Origin of the sequence: Methanomassiliicoccus sp. (assembly GCA_012719175.1) — an archaeon.
Lineage (GTDB): Archaea > Thermoplasmatota > Thermoplasmata > Methanomassiliicoccales > Methanomassiliicoccaceae > UBA6.
Genome location: JAAYAX010000014.1, coordinates 103,321 through 117,852, shown reverse-complemented (window position 1 = coordinate 117,852; position 14,532 = coordinate 103,321). Strand labels below are relative to the sequence as shown.

12 protein-coding genes are annotated in these 14,532 nt (G+C 57.4%); 9 read left to right on the top strand and 3 right to left on the bottom strand.

Annotation, left to right across the window (positions count from 1 at the left end):
• Positions 1–2: 2 nt before the first annotated feature.
• Entirely contained in the window at positions 3–635 is a 633-nt protein-coding gene (locus tag GXX95_10950; GenBank protein ID NLT38652.1) for a PIG-L family deacetylase, read from the bottom strand.
• A gap of 426 nt (positions 636–1,061) precedes the next feature.
• Here GXX95_10950 and smc point away from each other — a divergent pair, with 426 nt between their 5' ends.
• From smc to scpB, 3 genes are read left to right on the top strand one after another with little or no spacing between them, the layout of a single operon-like run.
• The gene (gene smc, locus GXX95_10945; GenBank protein ID NLT38651.1) at positions 1,062–4,667 is read left to right on the top strand and encodes a chromosome segregation protein SMC; all 3,606 of its coding nucleotides are present in this window, start codon (positions 1,062–1,064) and stop codon (positions 4,665–4,667) included.
• Positions 4,664–5,566 carry a chromosome segregation protein ScpA gene (locus GXX95_10940; GenBank protein ID NLT38650.1) on the top strand — a complete coding sequence of 301 codons (903 nt, stop codon included), beginning with the start codon at positions 4,664–4,666 and terminating at the stop codon, positions 5,564–5,566. Before smc ends, GXX95_10940 begins: the two co-directional genes overlap by 4 nt.
• 1 nt (position 5,567) lies before the next feature.
• The gene (gene scpB / locus GXX95_10935; protein ID NLT38649.1) at positions 5,568–6,074 is read left to right on the top strand and encodes an SMC-Scp complex subunit ScpB; all 507 of its coding nucleotides are present in this window, start codon (positions 5,568–5,570) and stop codon (positions 6,072–6,074) included.
• Positions 6,075–6,267: 193 nt separating this feature from the next.
• Here the strand turns inward: scpB and GXX95_10930 are convergent, their stop codons facing one another.
• Both GXX95_10930 and GXX95_10925 read right to left on the bottom strand, forming a co-directional pair.
• Complete coding sequence (locus tag GXX95_10930; protein NLT38648.1) at positions 6,268–6,438, bottom strand: hypothetical protein; 171 nt, start codon at positions 6,436–6,438, stop codon at positions 6,268–6,270.
• 327 nt (positions 6,439–6,765) lie between these two features.
• Positions 6,766–8,565, bottom strand: a complete 1,800-nt coding sequence (locus GXX95_10925) for a cation:proton antiporter (protein NLT38647.1) — start codon at positions 8,563–8,565, stop codon at positions 6,766–6,768.
• A 158-nt stretch (positions 8,566–8,723) separates the two neighbouring features.
• On the opposite strand from GXX95_10925, the gene GXX95_10920 reads away from it, so the two are divergent.
• The 6 genes from GXX95_10920 (at position 8,724) to GXX95_10895 (ending at position 14,531) form a co-directional block, all read left to right on the top strand.
• On the top strand, positions 8,724–8,939 hold the full coding sequence (locus tag GXX95_10920; GenBank protein NLT38646.1) for an RNA-binding protein: 216 nt from the start codon (positions 8,724–8,726) through the stop codon (positions 8,937–8,939).
• Between the two features lie 27 nt (positions 8,940–8,966).
• Positions 8,967–9,932: an NDP-sugar synthase gene (locus tag GXX95_10915; protein NLT38645.1), complete on the top strand. Its 966-nt coding sequence runs from the start codon at positions 8,967–8,969 to the stop codon at positions 9,930–9,932.
• Between the two features lie 76 nt (positions 9,933–10,008).
• On the top strand, positions 10,009–11,670 hold the full coding sequence (locus tag GXX95_10910) for an iron ABC transporter permease (GenBank protein NLT38644.1): 1,662 nt from the start codon (positions 10,009–10,011) through the stop codon (positions 11,668–11,670).
• The gene (locus tag GXX95_10905; protein ID NLT38643.1) at positions 11,670–12,767 is read left to right on the top strand and encodes an ABC transporter ATP-binding protein; all 1,098 of its coding nucleotides are present in this window, start codon (positions 11,670–11,672) and stop codon (positions 12,765–12,767) included. Before GXX95_10910 ends, GXX95_10905 begins: the two co-directional genes overlap by 1 nt.
• On the top strand, positions 12,767–13,852 hold the full coding sequence (locus tag GXX95_10900) for an ABC transporter ATP-binding protein (GenBank protein ID NLT38642.1): 1,086 nt from the start codon (positions 12,767–12,769) through the stop codon (positions 13,850–13,852). The genes GXX95_10905 and GXX95_10900 overlap by 1 nt, the downstream gene beginning before the upstream one ends.
• Positions 13,845–14,531, top strand: coding sequence for a DUF47 family protein (locus tag GXX95_10895; protein ID NLT38641.1), 687 nt, complete (start codon positions 13,845–13,847; stop codon positions 14,529–14,531). The genes GXX95_10900 and GXX95_10895 overlap by 8 nt, the downstream gene beginning before the upstream one ends.
• Position 14,532: the final 1 nt, after the last annotated feature.

Sequence of the window (14,532 nt, the reverse complement as noted above, 5' to 3'; positions counted from 1 at the left end):
GATCATAATCTCCAGCGAATGACCTCGAAGGCCTCGGCATACTTCTCGCCGCATTGGACCCCGTGCATGCGGGCCGTGCCAAAGATGAACTCCCTGTCGAAGTACCCACGGGAACGCAGCATCTGCGATCTGTATTCCTGGAGGGCCTCCCATTTTTTCTGCAGATGGCCTTCATCGAGGGAGATGAAGAGCTGGCTGTCGAACCTGACGTTGTTCCACGGTAGCTCATAGGAGATTATGCTGGAGGTGGTCTTGAAGGCCCTTATCATCTCGTTGGCGACGACCTGATGGTCCTGATGGTAATCGTGCAGGGAGGGCCCGATGACGATGTCAGGTTCGTATTCTGAGCGCACCTTCACGAGGTGGTCGAGCACATCCTGCCGATACTCGCTCATGTGCCGGACCCGGAACCCCAGTATCTCCCTGTCATTTGGCTTCAGTCCATAACGGTCGATGACCTTCTCGAACTCCCTGGCCAGAGTATCCTTGGGCAGATCAGCGGGAAGGGAGTCCTCAGCGACCGAGAACGCGATCCACAACACCTCATGCCCCTGCTCTATGAACTTGGCCACGCTACCTCCGCAGCCGAGCTCAACATCATCGGTATGAGGGGATAACAGGAGTATCTTGGACATCGTCCGTGGACAGAAGTGGGCTAGGTCATATCGTTTGCTATCATATCCTCACTGTCCAGGACCATCCCCCATGGGAAATGTAGGCACATTAAGCCTTCTTGAAGAAGAAAAAGCACTTTCGGACCACCGATAGAAAGGGCTATGTCCGACGAAGTGTTAAGTATGCCAAGACCATCCCTTGTTGAACGTGCTGGCTATATGCAGGCCGGTCCTCTGATCACACGTCATGGCGGAAAATGAAAACAACGAAAAGGATCACCCAGAGGCCCATTTTTAATAACGTGGCAACAATTATTATATATGGACGATTCCCATTTGTTTTCTATTGTCCGACAATCGTCGGACCGGTTCGATGGGATGCGCGAGTAGGGACCATGCCAGGATTGGCTCCTTCTTCCGCCTCCGTATGCGGGGGTTGAAGGCCAGATGTACCTTAAACAGATTGAGCTAGAGAACTTCAAGTCTTTCGGTAAGAAGCTTTCAGTGCCCCTGCTGGAAGGCTATACTGCGGTCACAGGTCCCAACGGTTCTGGCAAATCCAACATCTCTGACGCTATTCTATTCGTGCTCGGTCCCAAGAGCTCCCGTGCTATTCGCGCTGGAAGGCTTACTGACCTCATATTCAATGGAGGGAACAATAAGCAGCCGGCCAACTATTGCAAGGTCTCGCTGGTGTTCGACAACAAGGACCGCATGATCCCCATCGATGATGACCTTGTCCGCCTCACTCGCCTTATCAAGCTCTCCTCTGAGGGGGACGGATACAGCTCATATTTCTACGTTAATGACAGAAAGTCATCCCTGTCCGAGTTCGATATGCTCCTGTCCAACGCCCGCATCAGCGCGGACGGATACAACTTCGTGCAGCAGGGGGACGTAACCAGGATGGTAACGATGTCCAACCTCGAGAGAAGGCGCGTCCTCGAGGACATATCTGGGATATCCAAGTTCGATGAGGAGATCCTCAAGGCCCAGCGGGAGAGGGACGAGACCGACGCCAACATAGACCGCATATCCATCATACTCTCCGAGCTTCAGCGGCAGATAGACCAGCTAGAGCAGGAGAGGGAGGTGGCGATGACCTATCTGCGAACCAAGGAGACCCTTGTACGCTCCAAGGCCCAGCTGGCGCACCGGCAGCGGGAGGCAGCGGAAGCGGACATCTCCAGCACGCAGCGGCAGATTGGCAACATCGAGGCCGAGATACGCAAGCTGCGGGACCGCAAGGTCCAGATCGCAGAGAGAGTGAAGCAGCTGGATGAGTCCATGGTGGCAGTGGACAAGGAACTGGACGCCAAGGGCGGTAAGGAGTTCCGCGATCTCAAGGAGAAGATCGATGCCATAAGGATCTTGGTGGCGCGGTCGGACGATCGCGTTGCCAACGCTGACGCGACCATGGTGGACCTGAAGGAGCAGCAGGTGGCACTTAAGGAGGACAATGATACAACATCCTCTGAGGTGCGGTCGATGATCTCCCAGTATGATGAGAAGGCCAAACTTCTGGGGAGGAAGGTCGCTGACCTCGTCAAGTGCAAGGAGGCCCTTGCTGATGTACAGGGTCAGATAAGTGCATGCGACACCGAGCTGGCAGAACTGGAGAAGGACATTGCCAGCAAGGAGAAGGACGTTCGCGACCGTGAGGGGGTGCTGAACCGCCAGGGAATGGAGAGGGAGCGCCTGGAGGGGCGGGTCCAACGAATGGAGGCCGACCTCTCTGCCGTGGATGAGGACATCAAGGCCCAGGAGTTCGGGGTAACGGACCTGGAGTGGAGGATCAGGGAGATCAAGGACCAGGACCGGGGATCGGGGAAGGAGCTCAAGGGCCTGCAAGAGGAGTATCTGCAGAAGAGGAACGCCGAGTCCCGGATATCACGCGAGTCCGACGAGCTGGAGCAGGCCATAAAGGCCCTTCATCGCGAACTCTCCCGACTGAAGGCTGAGGAGGAGGCCGCAGGGGAGATAGCCCGGGGGTATAATCGGGCGGTGCGCGGGATAATCGAGGCCAGAGATAGCAGGACCATCCGGGGGATCCACGGAACCATCGCGGAGCTCGCGGAGGTAGATCCCCAGTACCAGACCGCCCTCAACGTGGCGGCCGGAAACCGCATGCAGGCCATCGTGGTCGATGACGACGAGGTGGCCTCACAGTGCATCCAGCACCTAAAGAGATACGGTTTCGGCAGGGCTACGTTCCTTCCGCTCACAAAGATGCTTGACGGCCGGCCAAGGGGAAAGGCCATCATGGCCGCCAAGGAGGCTGTGGGGTTCGCCATCGATCTGGTCAAGTTCGATGAGAAGTACCGTGCCGCGTTCTGGTATGTGCTCGGCGACACAGTGGTCGTGGACACGCTGGATAGGGCGCGTCGCCTGATGGGCGGAGTGCGCCTGGTCACCTCTGGGGGAGAGCTCTTGGAGGCATCGGGGGCCATGGTCGGGGGGAACGTGGAGCAGTCCCAGCTGAAGTTCGGAGCGGCTTCCAAAGGACGTCTGGAGGAGGTATCCGCAAAACTGGATGCCGCCATTGAAGCTTCCAACCGATCGCACGAGGAGCTGCGCCAGTTGCGGGCAGACATGCTTGCGCTGGAGGGAAGGATCAGGGAGATCACGGGGGCGGGAGGCGCTTCGTCGGTGACCCTGAAGGCCCTGGAGGGCCAGAGAGAAGAGATACGCTCGAAGCTGGCCATCCTACGCTCCGAGCGGGAGAAGAAACAGGTGGAGATGGCCCAGACCGCTGCGGCGGTAAAGCAGCTCACGGAAAGTATGAGGGAAGGAGAGGAGGAGATCATTACCCGTCGCACCGGGCGTGATGAGGCCCGGGCGAGGATGGAGAAGCTTGCCCCCAAGGAGATGTCCCTCAAGCTCAAAGCATTGCAGGCCGAGGTGGCCGACCTGACCGGGAGCACCTCTGAACTGCGCTCGGAGAGGGACACCTTGGATGCGCGGATCAAGCTCACCCAGAAGCGTGTAGAAGAGTTGGTGGCGGCACAGAGGCAGACCGAGGAGAAGCTGTCCAAACTCAAGCAGGACAGGGAGGAGGCGGTAGCTCTGGCGGCCCGCTCCCGGACGGAGCTGGTGGCCCTTAGGAAGATCGAGGACTCCATGGGTGAGGAGATGAACGGGCTGAGACAGAAGAAGGAGAGCATCTTCCGTGAGAAGACATCCCTTGAGGGGGAGCGCGACAACCTCTCGGGGGCGGTCGAGACCAAAGGGGAGATAATCGTCGGGCTCAACACCCGCATCGCCCAGGGACAGGCGAGGATGAAGGAGCTGGAGGAGGAGCTCAAGCAGCTCAACGTGGAGGTCGTTCTTCCCATACCCTCCATGGAGGTCCTGCGGGACACTATCCGCCAGTGCGATAATGCCATCAACACCATGGGCCCGGTCAACCTCAAGGCGGTCGACGATTACGAGGAACGGAAGAGGAGGTTCGATGAGCTGTCCGGCGAGTCCGCAAGGCTTGAGGCCCAGAGGAAGGACCTGCTCCGCCTGGAGAACGAGCTGAACACCAAGAAGAAGACCTCGCTGAACAAGGTCTTCGAGGCTGTGAACTTCAATTTCAGGAAGGCTTATGCTGAGCTCTCGCAGGGCGGTGAGGCGGAGCTCATCATGGAGAACAAGGAGGAGCCCTTCCAGGGAGGGATGGCCATAAGGGCCAAGCCCAAGCAGGGAAAGGTCCTGAGGCTGGAGGCGCTCAGCGGAGGTGAGAAATCGCTCACCGCGCTGGCGTTCATATTCGCCATCCAGGAGTACCAGCCATCGCCGTTCTACCTTCTCGATGAGGTCGATATGTTCCTGGACGGCATCAACGCGGACATGGTGGCCAGGCGGGTTCAGAAATCATCCAAGACCGCACAGTTCGTTCAGATATCCTTGCGCAAGATCACTCTCACCAAAGCAGACCACATTATCGGAGTAACCAAGCAGGAGGGAGGGATATCGCATGTTCTCATGCGGCCCAACGTCACCGATGTGAGGGAATTCCAGCCCGAGCTCAGGATACCAGATGAAAAGATGGAGGAGGGGACCTTATGATTGCCAACCAAGCTGCAGAGGGGGTGCTGGAGCACCTCTTGTTCCACAAGGCCATGATCGATGAGGAGGCCGGTGCGGAGAAGATCGATCGTTATCTTACGGTGTTGCGCGAGACCGGATCTCAGGTCCTGCAGCGGGACCCCCTTGACCGCTCCATCGAGACGGTGTTCGAGCTGGTCCTGTCCAATGACCTCGATCCCTGGGATGTCGATCTCATCCGCTTTTCAGAGCTGTACGCGGAGAAGGTCCGGGACGAGGAGGTCAATTTCGTGATCGCAGGCAAGCTCATGCTGATGGCGTGGTCCATCCTAAGGATGCAGAGCGAGCAGGTGCTCTCCAACTCTGAGACGCGGAAGGACGAATATGAGGAGATGGACCTGATGGACATGTTCTCGTTCGATGAACCGCGTGCAATCCTGTGCATGCCCGAAGAGGTGGAGCTCAATGAAGTGGTTAGGCACCGGGGGAGCCGGCCGGTGACGCTTGTCGAGCTTCTTGATGCGTTCGAGGAGGCGCAAAGGGAGGAGGAGCGCAACAAGCTCCGGGAAAAGCTGAGGGAGGCCAACCGTGCCAAGCTGGACGCCGCCTTCGACTCCAAGGCCCATAACGATGACATGGAGAGGGACGTAGAGATGGTGTGGCAGCGCATATGCAGATGCGGCACCGGAGCGGTGGACATCACCGACATCTGGGAGGGGGGGAAGGACGATATGATCACGGTCTTCATGTCCCTGCTGTTCCTCGCCCGCTCGGGCAAGATATCGGTCTGGCAGGATGACCTTCCCTTCGGACCCATCTCCCTGGAGGTCAAGATGGACTGGGACATCGGTACTCTGGAGGATGCGACGGACGCCCCTTCACCCCGCGCCTTCCAGGCGAGCACTGAGGTGGTGAGGTGAAGTGGACCTGGACCCCGTCCGCATAATAGAGGCGGTGCTTTTCTCCTCCTCCCAACCGGTAAAGATATCGGAGATGGAGATTCAGACGCAGCTGGGCGGGAGCGTCATCCGCAAGGCCATCAGGAAGCTGCAGGAGGAGTACGACGGTCGGGGTTCGGCCATCGAGCTGTCCAAGACCGGCATGGGCTACTCCTTCATCGTGAGGGAGCAATACCGCCCCTTCGGTCGCCAGTTTGCGCCCAAAGAGGTGCCCGACGACGTCCTGCGCACTGCGGCCATGATCGCATACCATCAGCCCATATTGCAGAGCGATCTAGCGCGGTCCCTGGGTGCCAGGGTCTACGATGATGTCAGAGAGCTTCACCAGCTAGGCCTGGTGACCGCCAAGAAGAAGGGGCAGACGCTACTGCTGACGACCACCAAGAGGTTCTGCGAGTATTTCGGCATCGATGGGACCAGCAAGACGGCGGTCAAAAAGTGGATGGAGAACCGGGCCAAAGGGCCATAATGTGAAACAAGAGCTGATCAGTTCAACCAGGTGGAGGTGTCCAGGTCTTCTCTCAACATGCTTGGGCCGCACAAGGATCTGTCATTGTATCCAGGTCATAACGATCGAAACGATCGAGACCGGCGTTCAAGAAGTGAGGTTTAACAGCGCCTGTCAGGTTCTGAATAAGTAGAAAAAATAATGAGGGGCAGGTTTAGAACCTGTCCTTGGGTTTGTGCTTCTGGAAGCAGTCCCTGCAGTACACAGGCCTGCCTTCCGTCGGCTTGAATGGTACCTGGGTCTGAGCTCCACAATCGGAGCACTTTACGTCATGCATTTCGCGGGGTTCGCGGCTGTAGCCGCCCTGTCTCTTGTTTCCGTACATTACTATACCTGCTTTGTGTCAGAGAATCCCTAGAGATCTCAGATACAGACCTCCCTACGGGCTTTTAGTATTTAAATCAGACTAATTGTCTGGCGAGGTCTCGTTCAACACAAAAATGAGAGAATGTGCAATAGGGCTGCCCTGATATCGTATATGCCGCTCGCTGATATCGGTCATCGCCTCTTGAGCTAGCCCCTTCCTGAGGTAAATCGTCCGGTGTGGCAGCTCCCCATTTCTTCTGACCTAACCAATGGTCGCCAGAGCCTCATGTTTTTGGAGGAGGCTACCCATTTATCCTTGACCATCTGGCCTTCGGGGCGAGGGCGCTCATTCATCGCAGACGATAATTTCCCCTGGCTGCTCGTCCGTCACCTCGTCCATGAGAACAATGCGTGCGACCACCCCCTGTGAGATCTTGCCGAAGGCCGGCCGGAGGACTCCCCAGGACAACACAGACAGCAAAACGATGATCACTGTCAAGGCAAGCAGGGCGGTTTCATCGAAGGTGGACACCTGAGGCAGAAGAGGCAGTATCAACAGCATCAGGACCATTATCACAATGAAACCCCCCACGTTCCTGAACAAACGGTATATGCGCATCCTGCCGGCCACTGTCTGCCTCCCTCCTTCAGAGACGTTCATCATTATTATTAAGGCGATGAGGCGGAGGCGGGTGATGACATTGACCACCACCGGTGAGATGAGCACGATGCTGGTGACGAACAGCAGGAGCGATGGAAGTATGTGCAAATCACCGGCCAGCGGTGTCAACGCCTCTCTGATGGGATCGAGCAGGTTCAGGACCAGGATTATGGTTATGATGAGGACCATATCGACGAACACCATCAGGAGCTGGCCGCGGACCTCCAGGCGTAGCTCGGGGGAAATGGCCATCTTTCTTCGTACCTCACCGCGAACCCTCTCCATCCTCTGTACGACGTTGCGAACGAAAGATGGCGCGTTCCTTGAGCCAAAGTCGAAGATCCTCGGTCCTGAACGGGAGAGAAGAGGGAGTACCACCATGGTGATCAGAGCAGCACCGATGACCGTGGAGTACATGGAGAGGTCCAGGATCCCCCCGTTCAAACCCAGGGTGGCGATTATGAAGCCGAACTCACCCATCACCACCAGGCTGGACGCTAGGTAGAAGCTGGAACGCAGGCCCATGGTCGTGAGGTAGCTGGCGAAGAATATGCTCGACAGTTTACCGATTATGAACACGAAAGCGATGATAAAGCAGAGGAGGATGTTGTCGAGGATCATCCCGATGTCGATCCTCATTCCGATGGCGAAGAAGAAGATCGCTATGAAGACCTCCTTCATGGGCTCGATGCGGCGGCGGACGATATTGTTGCAAGAGGACTCGGATATGATGATCCCCGCCAGGAACGCTCCAATCGCTATTGAGAGGCCGACGTAACCGGAGATGAAGGCCAGGGCGAAGCAGAATGCCAGGGAGATGATGAGAATTGTCTCTTTGTTATAGTTGCGGCGTAGCCAATCCATGGCCCGGGGCATGACCGCCAGGCCGATGAGTATGGTGAGGCCCATGAAGGCCACGATCTCCAGGACCACCCAGTACACATTATCGGAGCTACCCGTTCCTGCGGCCAGGGGCGAGGCGAGGGTAAGGATGATGATCTGGGCGATGTCCTCGAATACCATCAGGGACATGACCATGATGGACAGGTCCCCTCTCATATGCAAGTTCTCCTTGGCCACCATTAGGACCGCGGCGGTGCTGGCACCTGAAATGATAGCCCCGATGAATATGGACTGAACGTCATCGAGGCCGATCAAACGTCCGAGGTAGTAGCCGATGATGACCATCATTGTCATCTCAATGGAGACGATGAGGAACGCCGCAGGTCCTGTCTTCCGGAGACCCTTGAGGTTCAGCTCGATGCCGATGAAGAACATCAGGAGGATGATGCCTATGGTGGAGAACACCTCCAGGGTCGCCTCCTCCATCTGGAAACCAGGGATGATGCTGGAGCCTAGCACCAGTCCACCTGCCAGATAACCTATGATCGCCGGTAGACGCAGTCTTCCAAGAACGAGAGAGAGAAGCCCCGTCGCGCTTAGGAGAAGGGCGATATCGAGGATCAAACGGGTTTCTGCGTCCATTTTAGGATTTGCCATGAAAAAGCTTGGATTTAAGGCTATTCCATTGCTGCCGGGTTACGGGATCCTTCGAGGAGATCGACTTTTTTCTCTGCTCGGCTCGACCGTAAGGACGGAAAGCTTAAATTCGGTCCCCACAATGCCACAGTAAGTGATTATTTATGGTAATGCCACTCGCTCTTCTCGAGAAGTCAATGGACCACCGGATCTCCCTCCTGCTCAAGGACACCAGGATCCTTGAGGGAAAACTGGTCGGCTATGATGACTACATGAACATGGTCCTGGAGGATACCGAGGAGCGGACCTCTGAACAGACCAGGCGATTGGGGGTCGTAGTTTTACGCGGTAATAATGTGGTAAGCATATCTCCGGTATAAGCCGATATATCACACCAGGCGCGACCGATGAAAGCACTGATACTGGCCGGAGGGCTGGGGACCCGTCTCAGGCCCCTGACCCTCAGGATGCCCAAGCCGCTTGTGCCCCTTCTGGGCAAGCCTCTGATATCTCACATCATAGACCCCCTGCCGGCAGAGGTGGACACCGTTATCCTGGCGGTCTCGTATATGAAGGACGCCCTGGAGGAATACTTCCGCGCTCATGATGTCGGCCGCAAGGTCATCCTTGTCAATGAGGACACTCCGTTGGGCACCGGGGGTGCGGTCAAGAACGTGTCCCGATATCTGGACGATACCTTCATCGCCTTCAATGGCGACGTCATATGCTCTATCGACCTCAATGATATGCTGAGGTACCATCGCTCGCATGATGGCATCGGCACCATGTCCCTGTGGGATGTGGAGGACCCCTCCGCCTTTGGCGTGGTGGCGACCGACGCCCGAGGGCGTATAAACGATTTCCAGGAGAAGCCCGAGAGGGATAAGGCCATATCCAACTCCATAAATGCCGGCGTGTACATCTTCGAGAGGGAGATCCTTGACCACATCCCCAACGGCGTCGTATCCCTGGAACGCCAGGTCTTCCCCAATGTGCTGGACCGCGGGCTCTACGGGTATGGGTTCTCGGGATACTGGGTCGACGGCGGGACCAGGGAGAACTTACTGAAGGCCCAGAAGGTCCTTCTGGATCTGGGCGGGGGCAAGGTGGCCCCGGACCTCATCAATGAGGATGCCACGATATGTGGATCCAATATGCTGCAGAGGGCGCACATTCGGGGATGCCGTATAGGTCCCCATGTATACATGGAGGATGACGTCCTAGTGTCCAAGGGGGCGGAGGTCGCGGAGAGCATGCTCCTGAGGGGAGCGCTCATCGAAGAGGGCGCCCGAGTCCGCGGAAGCATCATTGGCCCCGACAGCGTTGTAGAGAAAGGTCGGACGGTCGTCAATGAGATACTGGCAAGGCAATGAATCCAGATGCCGGGGCACCTTTCAATAGATATATATCGCCTCAGGATTTACCGAACGACGGACCAAGGGCTATGAAATGAAGCGAATGGACTGGGTCGTTGATTTCATCAGCAGAAAAGGGTTCAGGAAAGGCTGGACCGTTTTCATCATCGCTTTTTTCCTGTTCTTCGTTGTCCTCCCAACTCTCTATGTCGTTACCTATGCTTTCACTGATTGGTCCGCCATTGAGACCACGGTCCTGAGCAACCCCCAGACCCTGTCGACAATAGTGGACTCGGTGGTTATATCCTTCGAGATCGCTGCCATCGTGACCGTCATAGATTTCTTGGCGGGTCTCCCCGTCGCCTGGATATTGGTCCGCAAGGAGTTCCGGGGAAAGGAGTTCCTGGATACGTTGATAGATATGCCCTTGGCGGTACCCACGGCAGCTCTGGGGTTCTCTGCCGCGGTGTTCTGGGTGATGAGCCCCGACCCGGTCCCGTTCTCCCTTTCCGTCATATCCTCGCCCTTCCTTCTTATCATCCTTCTGCACATCGTTTTCTCCTATCCCTACATGGTCCGCTCCCTGGCGGCCATCCTGGAGGAGATAGACGATACCTATGAGGTTGCAGGGAGGACCCTGGGGGCCAGCCGCCTCACCGCGGCCCGGACCATCACCCTGCCGCTGTTCCGCGCCGGTCTGGCCACTGGCGTGATCCTCTGCTTCTCCCGTAGCATGAGCGAGACCGGCGGCACCATGATCGCGCTCAGTACCATGGCCAACCTGGGAATCGGAGAGGCTGCAAATTTCTTCACAGGGTCCACGCTGATCGGTGAATGGAGGTCCCTGGCGGAGAACGACCCCACCTACGCTCCGTCCCTGGCATTCGTCAGCATACTGCTGATAGCTTTGGCGCTCATCCTCCTGATAATCCTGAAGCTGGTCATAATGAAGTTCCACCTTCCCTTACGGAAGGTATGGCCGATGCAGGAGAAGATGCTAAGTCGGGGCATATTCCCCAAGATGAAGGACGGCGGGGCGTTGGCATTCCTGGCCATCATCGTCCTGATACCTTCTTTCTTCATCTTCACATATGTACTGTTCTCGGACCCCGCATCTTTGGACCTGAGGACCTTCTTATTTGCGCTGGGCTATTCCTTCCTGGTCGCCGGGGTGGTCACGATCATCGACATAGCCTTGGGGATACCCTTTGCCCTGTACATAACAAAACATAGGGACAGGGCATCATCGAACGTCTTGGACGTGCTGGTCAACGTCCCCCTTATCGTTCCCACCGCCGCCCTGGGATACTCCCTGTTCCTCTTCTGGGGCTCTACCGGCGTAACGGGGGGTGCCAACATAATCGTACTTATCCTGGCGCATGTGGCATTCACATACCCGCTGGTGGTCAGGAATGTGGCCGGTGCGGTGGAAGAGATAGACCCATCCTACGAGGAGACCGCCCGGACTCTGGGTGCCAAGCCGATCCAGAGCTTCCGCCGTGTCCTTTACCCCCTCATCAAGAGCTCCATCCTGGCGGGCGCCATAATGGCCTTCACCCGCAGTCTCGGAGAGACCGGGGCCACCCAGGCGGTACTGGGCAGCAACGCCCTCACGGCGCCGGTATACATTGTGAGCCTGGTCAAGGCCGATGCGCTGTATCAGGCTGCTCTTGCCTGCATCATACTCATCATCGTTTCCTACGTATTCATGCTCGTCCTGCGCTACCTGACAAAGAAGAGGAAGGAGGCGATCTGATGCCCAGCATCACCCTCCGGGATATCAGGAAAACCTATGGCGAGGTGATCGCCGCCGACGATCTGGAACTGGAGGTTGAGAACGGTGAGTACCTCTGTCTGCTGGGACCAACAGGAGCGGGCAAGACCACTGCCCTTAGGATAATAGCCGGCCTCACCCAGCCCGATTCCGGCCAGGTGTTCCTGGACGTCAGGGACGTTACTGAGCTGGAACCGGAGGAGCGAAACGCCGTTCTGCTGTCCCAGCGATACTCTCTGTTCCCCACCATGACGGTGGCCGATAACATCCTGTTCGGACCATCCATCCGCAAGGTCCCCGAGCTCGATAGCAAGAAGACACTGGTCGAACTTCTGGACCTCGTGAGACTCACCAAGAGGGCAGACTCGTACCCTCGGGAGCTGTCGGGCGGTATGCAGCAGCGCAACGCCCTGGCACGGGCACTGGCCACCAATCCTGACGTCCTGCTGCTCGACGAGCCACTGAGGGCCTTGGATGCCCGTCTCCGGATCGATCTGCGCCACGAGCTGCGATCCATGGCCAAGGCCCTTGGCCTTACCGTCATCCACGTCACCCACGATCAGGAGGAGGCCCTGGTCATGGCCGATCGTATCGCGGTCATCCGTAACGGGCACATCGTGCAGATCGGCACCCCCCGGGAAGTGTTCGATCATCCCCTATCTCCCTTCGTGGCCAATTTCGTGGGACAGTCGAACTTCTTCGTCGGGAACATCCTGTGCTCGCGTGACGGCCGCATGACCACGGTGGAGGACGACAAGGGTCATGTGGTGTTCGCCCGCTCCTCGGATATCCCAGTGGACTCCAAGGCCGTGGTCGCGATCAAGGTCGGTAACACCAGGGTGGTGAAGAGGAGCGATGCGTTCGTGATGGGGACCGTCGAAAGGACCCTCTTCGAGGGGAGGGTGGTCCACCTGGACGTCAACGTCGGCGATCTGGGGCGGTACTCCGTAAAACTTCCGGCCAGCCGCAGGGACCAGGTGGCGGTAGGTGACGAGGTGGGCCTGAGCTGGGACATACCCAAGGCCTCGGTCTTCCCCTATCCTGAGGGAGGCCTGGAAGAGGAACTGAGGGTGGACTGATGCCTGAGGTGGAGCTGATCAATATTGCCAAGAGGTTCGGCAAGGTCGTCGCTTCCAGTGAGATCAACCTCAAGGTCGCTGACGGAGAGTATGTGACGATCCTAGGGCCATCTGGTTGCGGGAAGACCACCTTGATCCGGATGATCGCTGGCCTGATAGAGCCGAGCGAGGGGAAGGTGCTAATCGCCGGGAAGGATATGACGGGCGTTCCTATAGAGGAGAGGGACATAGGCTATGTGTTCCAGAACATCGCCCTGTTTCCCCATCTCACCGCCCTGGGCAATGTTTCCTATGGACCACTGGTCAAGAATATGTCCGAGGAAGAGGTGAAGGCCGTGCCCCAGCGCTATCTGGAGATGGTGAAGCTGCTGGACCGCATGGGCATGTTCCCCGATGAGCTGTCCGGTGGAGAACAGCAGAAGGTCTCCCTGGCCCGGGCACTGGCATCCGGTGCCAAGCTGTTGCTCCTGGACGAACCCCTGTCGGCGCTGGATGCCCGAGTCCGCATGGACCTGAGGTACGAGCTGAGACGGATCACCAAGGCCCTCGGCCTTACCGTCATCCACGTCACCCACGATCAGGAGGAGGCCATGACCGTTTCCGACCGCATAGTGCTCATGAGGAACGGCCGCATCGTCGAATCGAACACCCCAGAGGCGCTGTACCTCTATCCTCAGAACCTGTTCACCGCTAACTTTATCGGGGAGACCAACTTGCTGGAGGGGGTGGTAAAGGAGGTTCTACCCGACCGCTCCCTGGTGGAGCTGCGCGATGGAACGGTGGTGGAGGCAAAACCTTCCAAGTTCCGAAGGGGGGACGCCGTGGTCCTTTCCATAAGGCCAGAGAGGGTCCATCCCGCGAACGAAGGCCTTAATTCCGCAATTGTTAAAATTACTTACATGGGAACTTATATTCGAATTACCGTGGAAAGCGACAGCGAGGACACGATGCTGTTCGACGTAAGCACCTCGGAGGACCGGGTCTACAGCGTCGGTGATCGTGTGAACCTGATCTGGAGCAAGAGGTCGGGAATCCTTTACCCCAGGCCACCTGAGGGCGTGGAGGAGGCGATTAAGCTTGAATGAACGCAAATCTTTGATGGAATGGTTCGGAAAGCGCCGGGAGTCGTTGGTGATCAGAGGTCTGAAGGACCATGTACGCGCGGTCGGCGACGCCACCGCCGAGCTCAATAAGGCAGTGGCCGCTCTATGCAACTCAGACACTGAGAAGGCCGTCGAGGCTCTGAACCGTATGCTCCTCTCGGAAAAGGAAGCGGACACCATCGAGGAAAGGGTCAGCATGGAGCTTAGCAAGGGGGACATGGAGCCCAAGGAGCGCGAGGACCTCCTGCGCCTGATTCGCCGCATGGACTTCGTCGCTGACTGGTCAAAGGAGTCGGGCATGAACCTGCAGCTCATACTAGAAGCTAAGGTCCAGGTGCCGGTCAGCCTATGGACGCATTATCACGAGATGACGATAGAGCTGGAGAGGGCTGCCAAGGAGCTCCGGGCCAGCATCGAGCAGCTGGGCATCAACGAGGAGCTGGCCGACAAGCACTCCCGGGAGGTGGAGAGGCTGGAGCATGTTCTGGACGAGCTGTACTTTGTCACCAAGAAGGAGATATTGTTCTCCAACATCGACCCCCGGGCGGTGTTCCTGCTTCGGGACATGCTGCACGGGATAGAGAACGCTTCTGACTCCTGCAAGGACGTCGCTGATATTATACACATCCTCCTCACTTCCGAGGCCCACAAAGTTCGGTGAT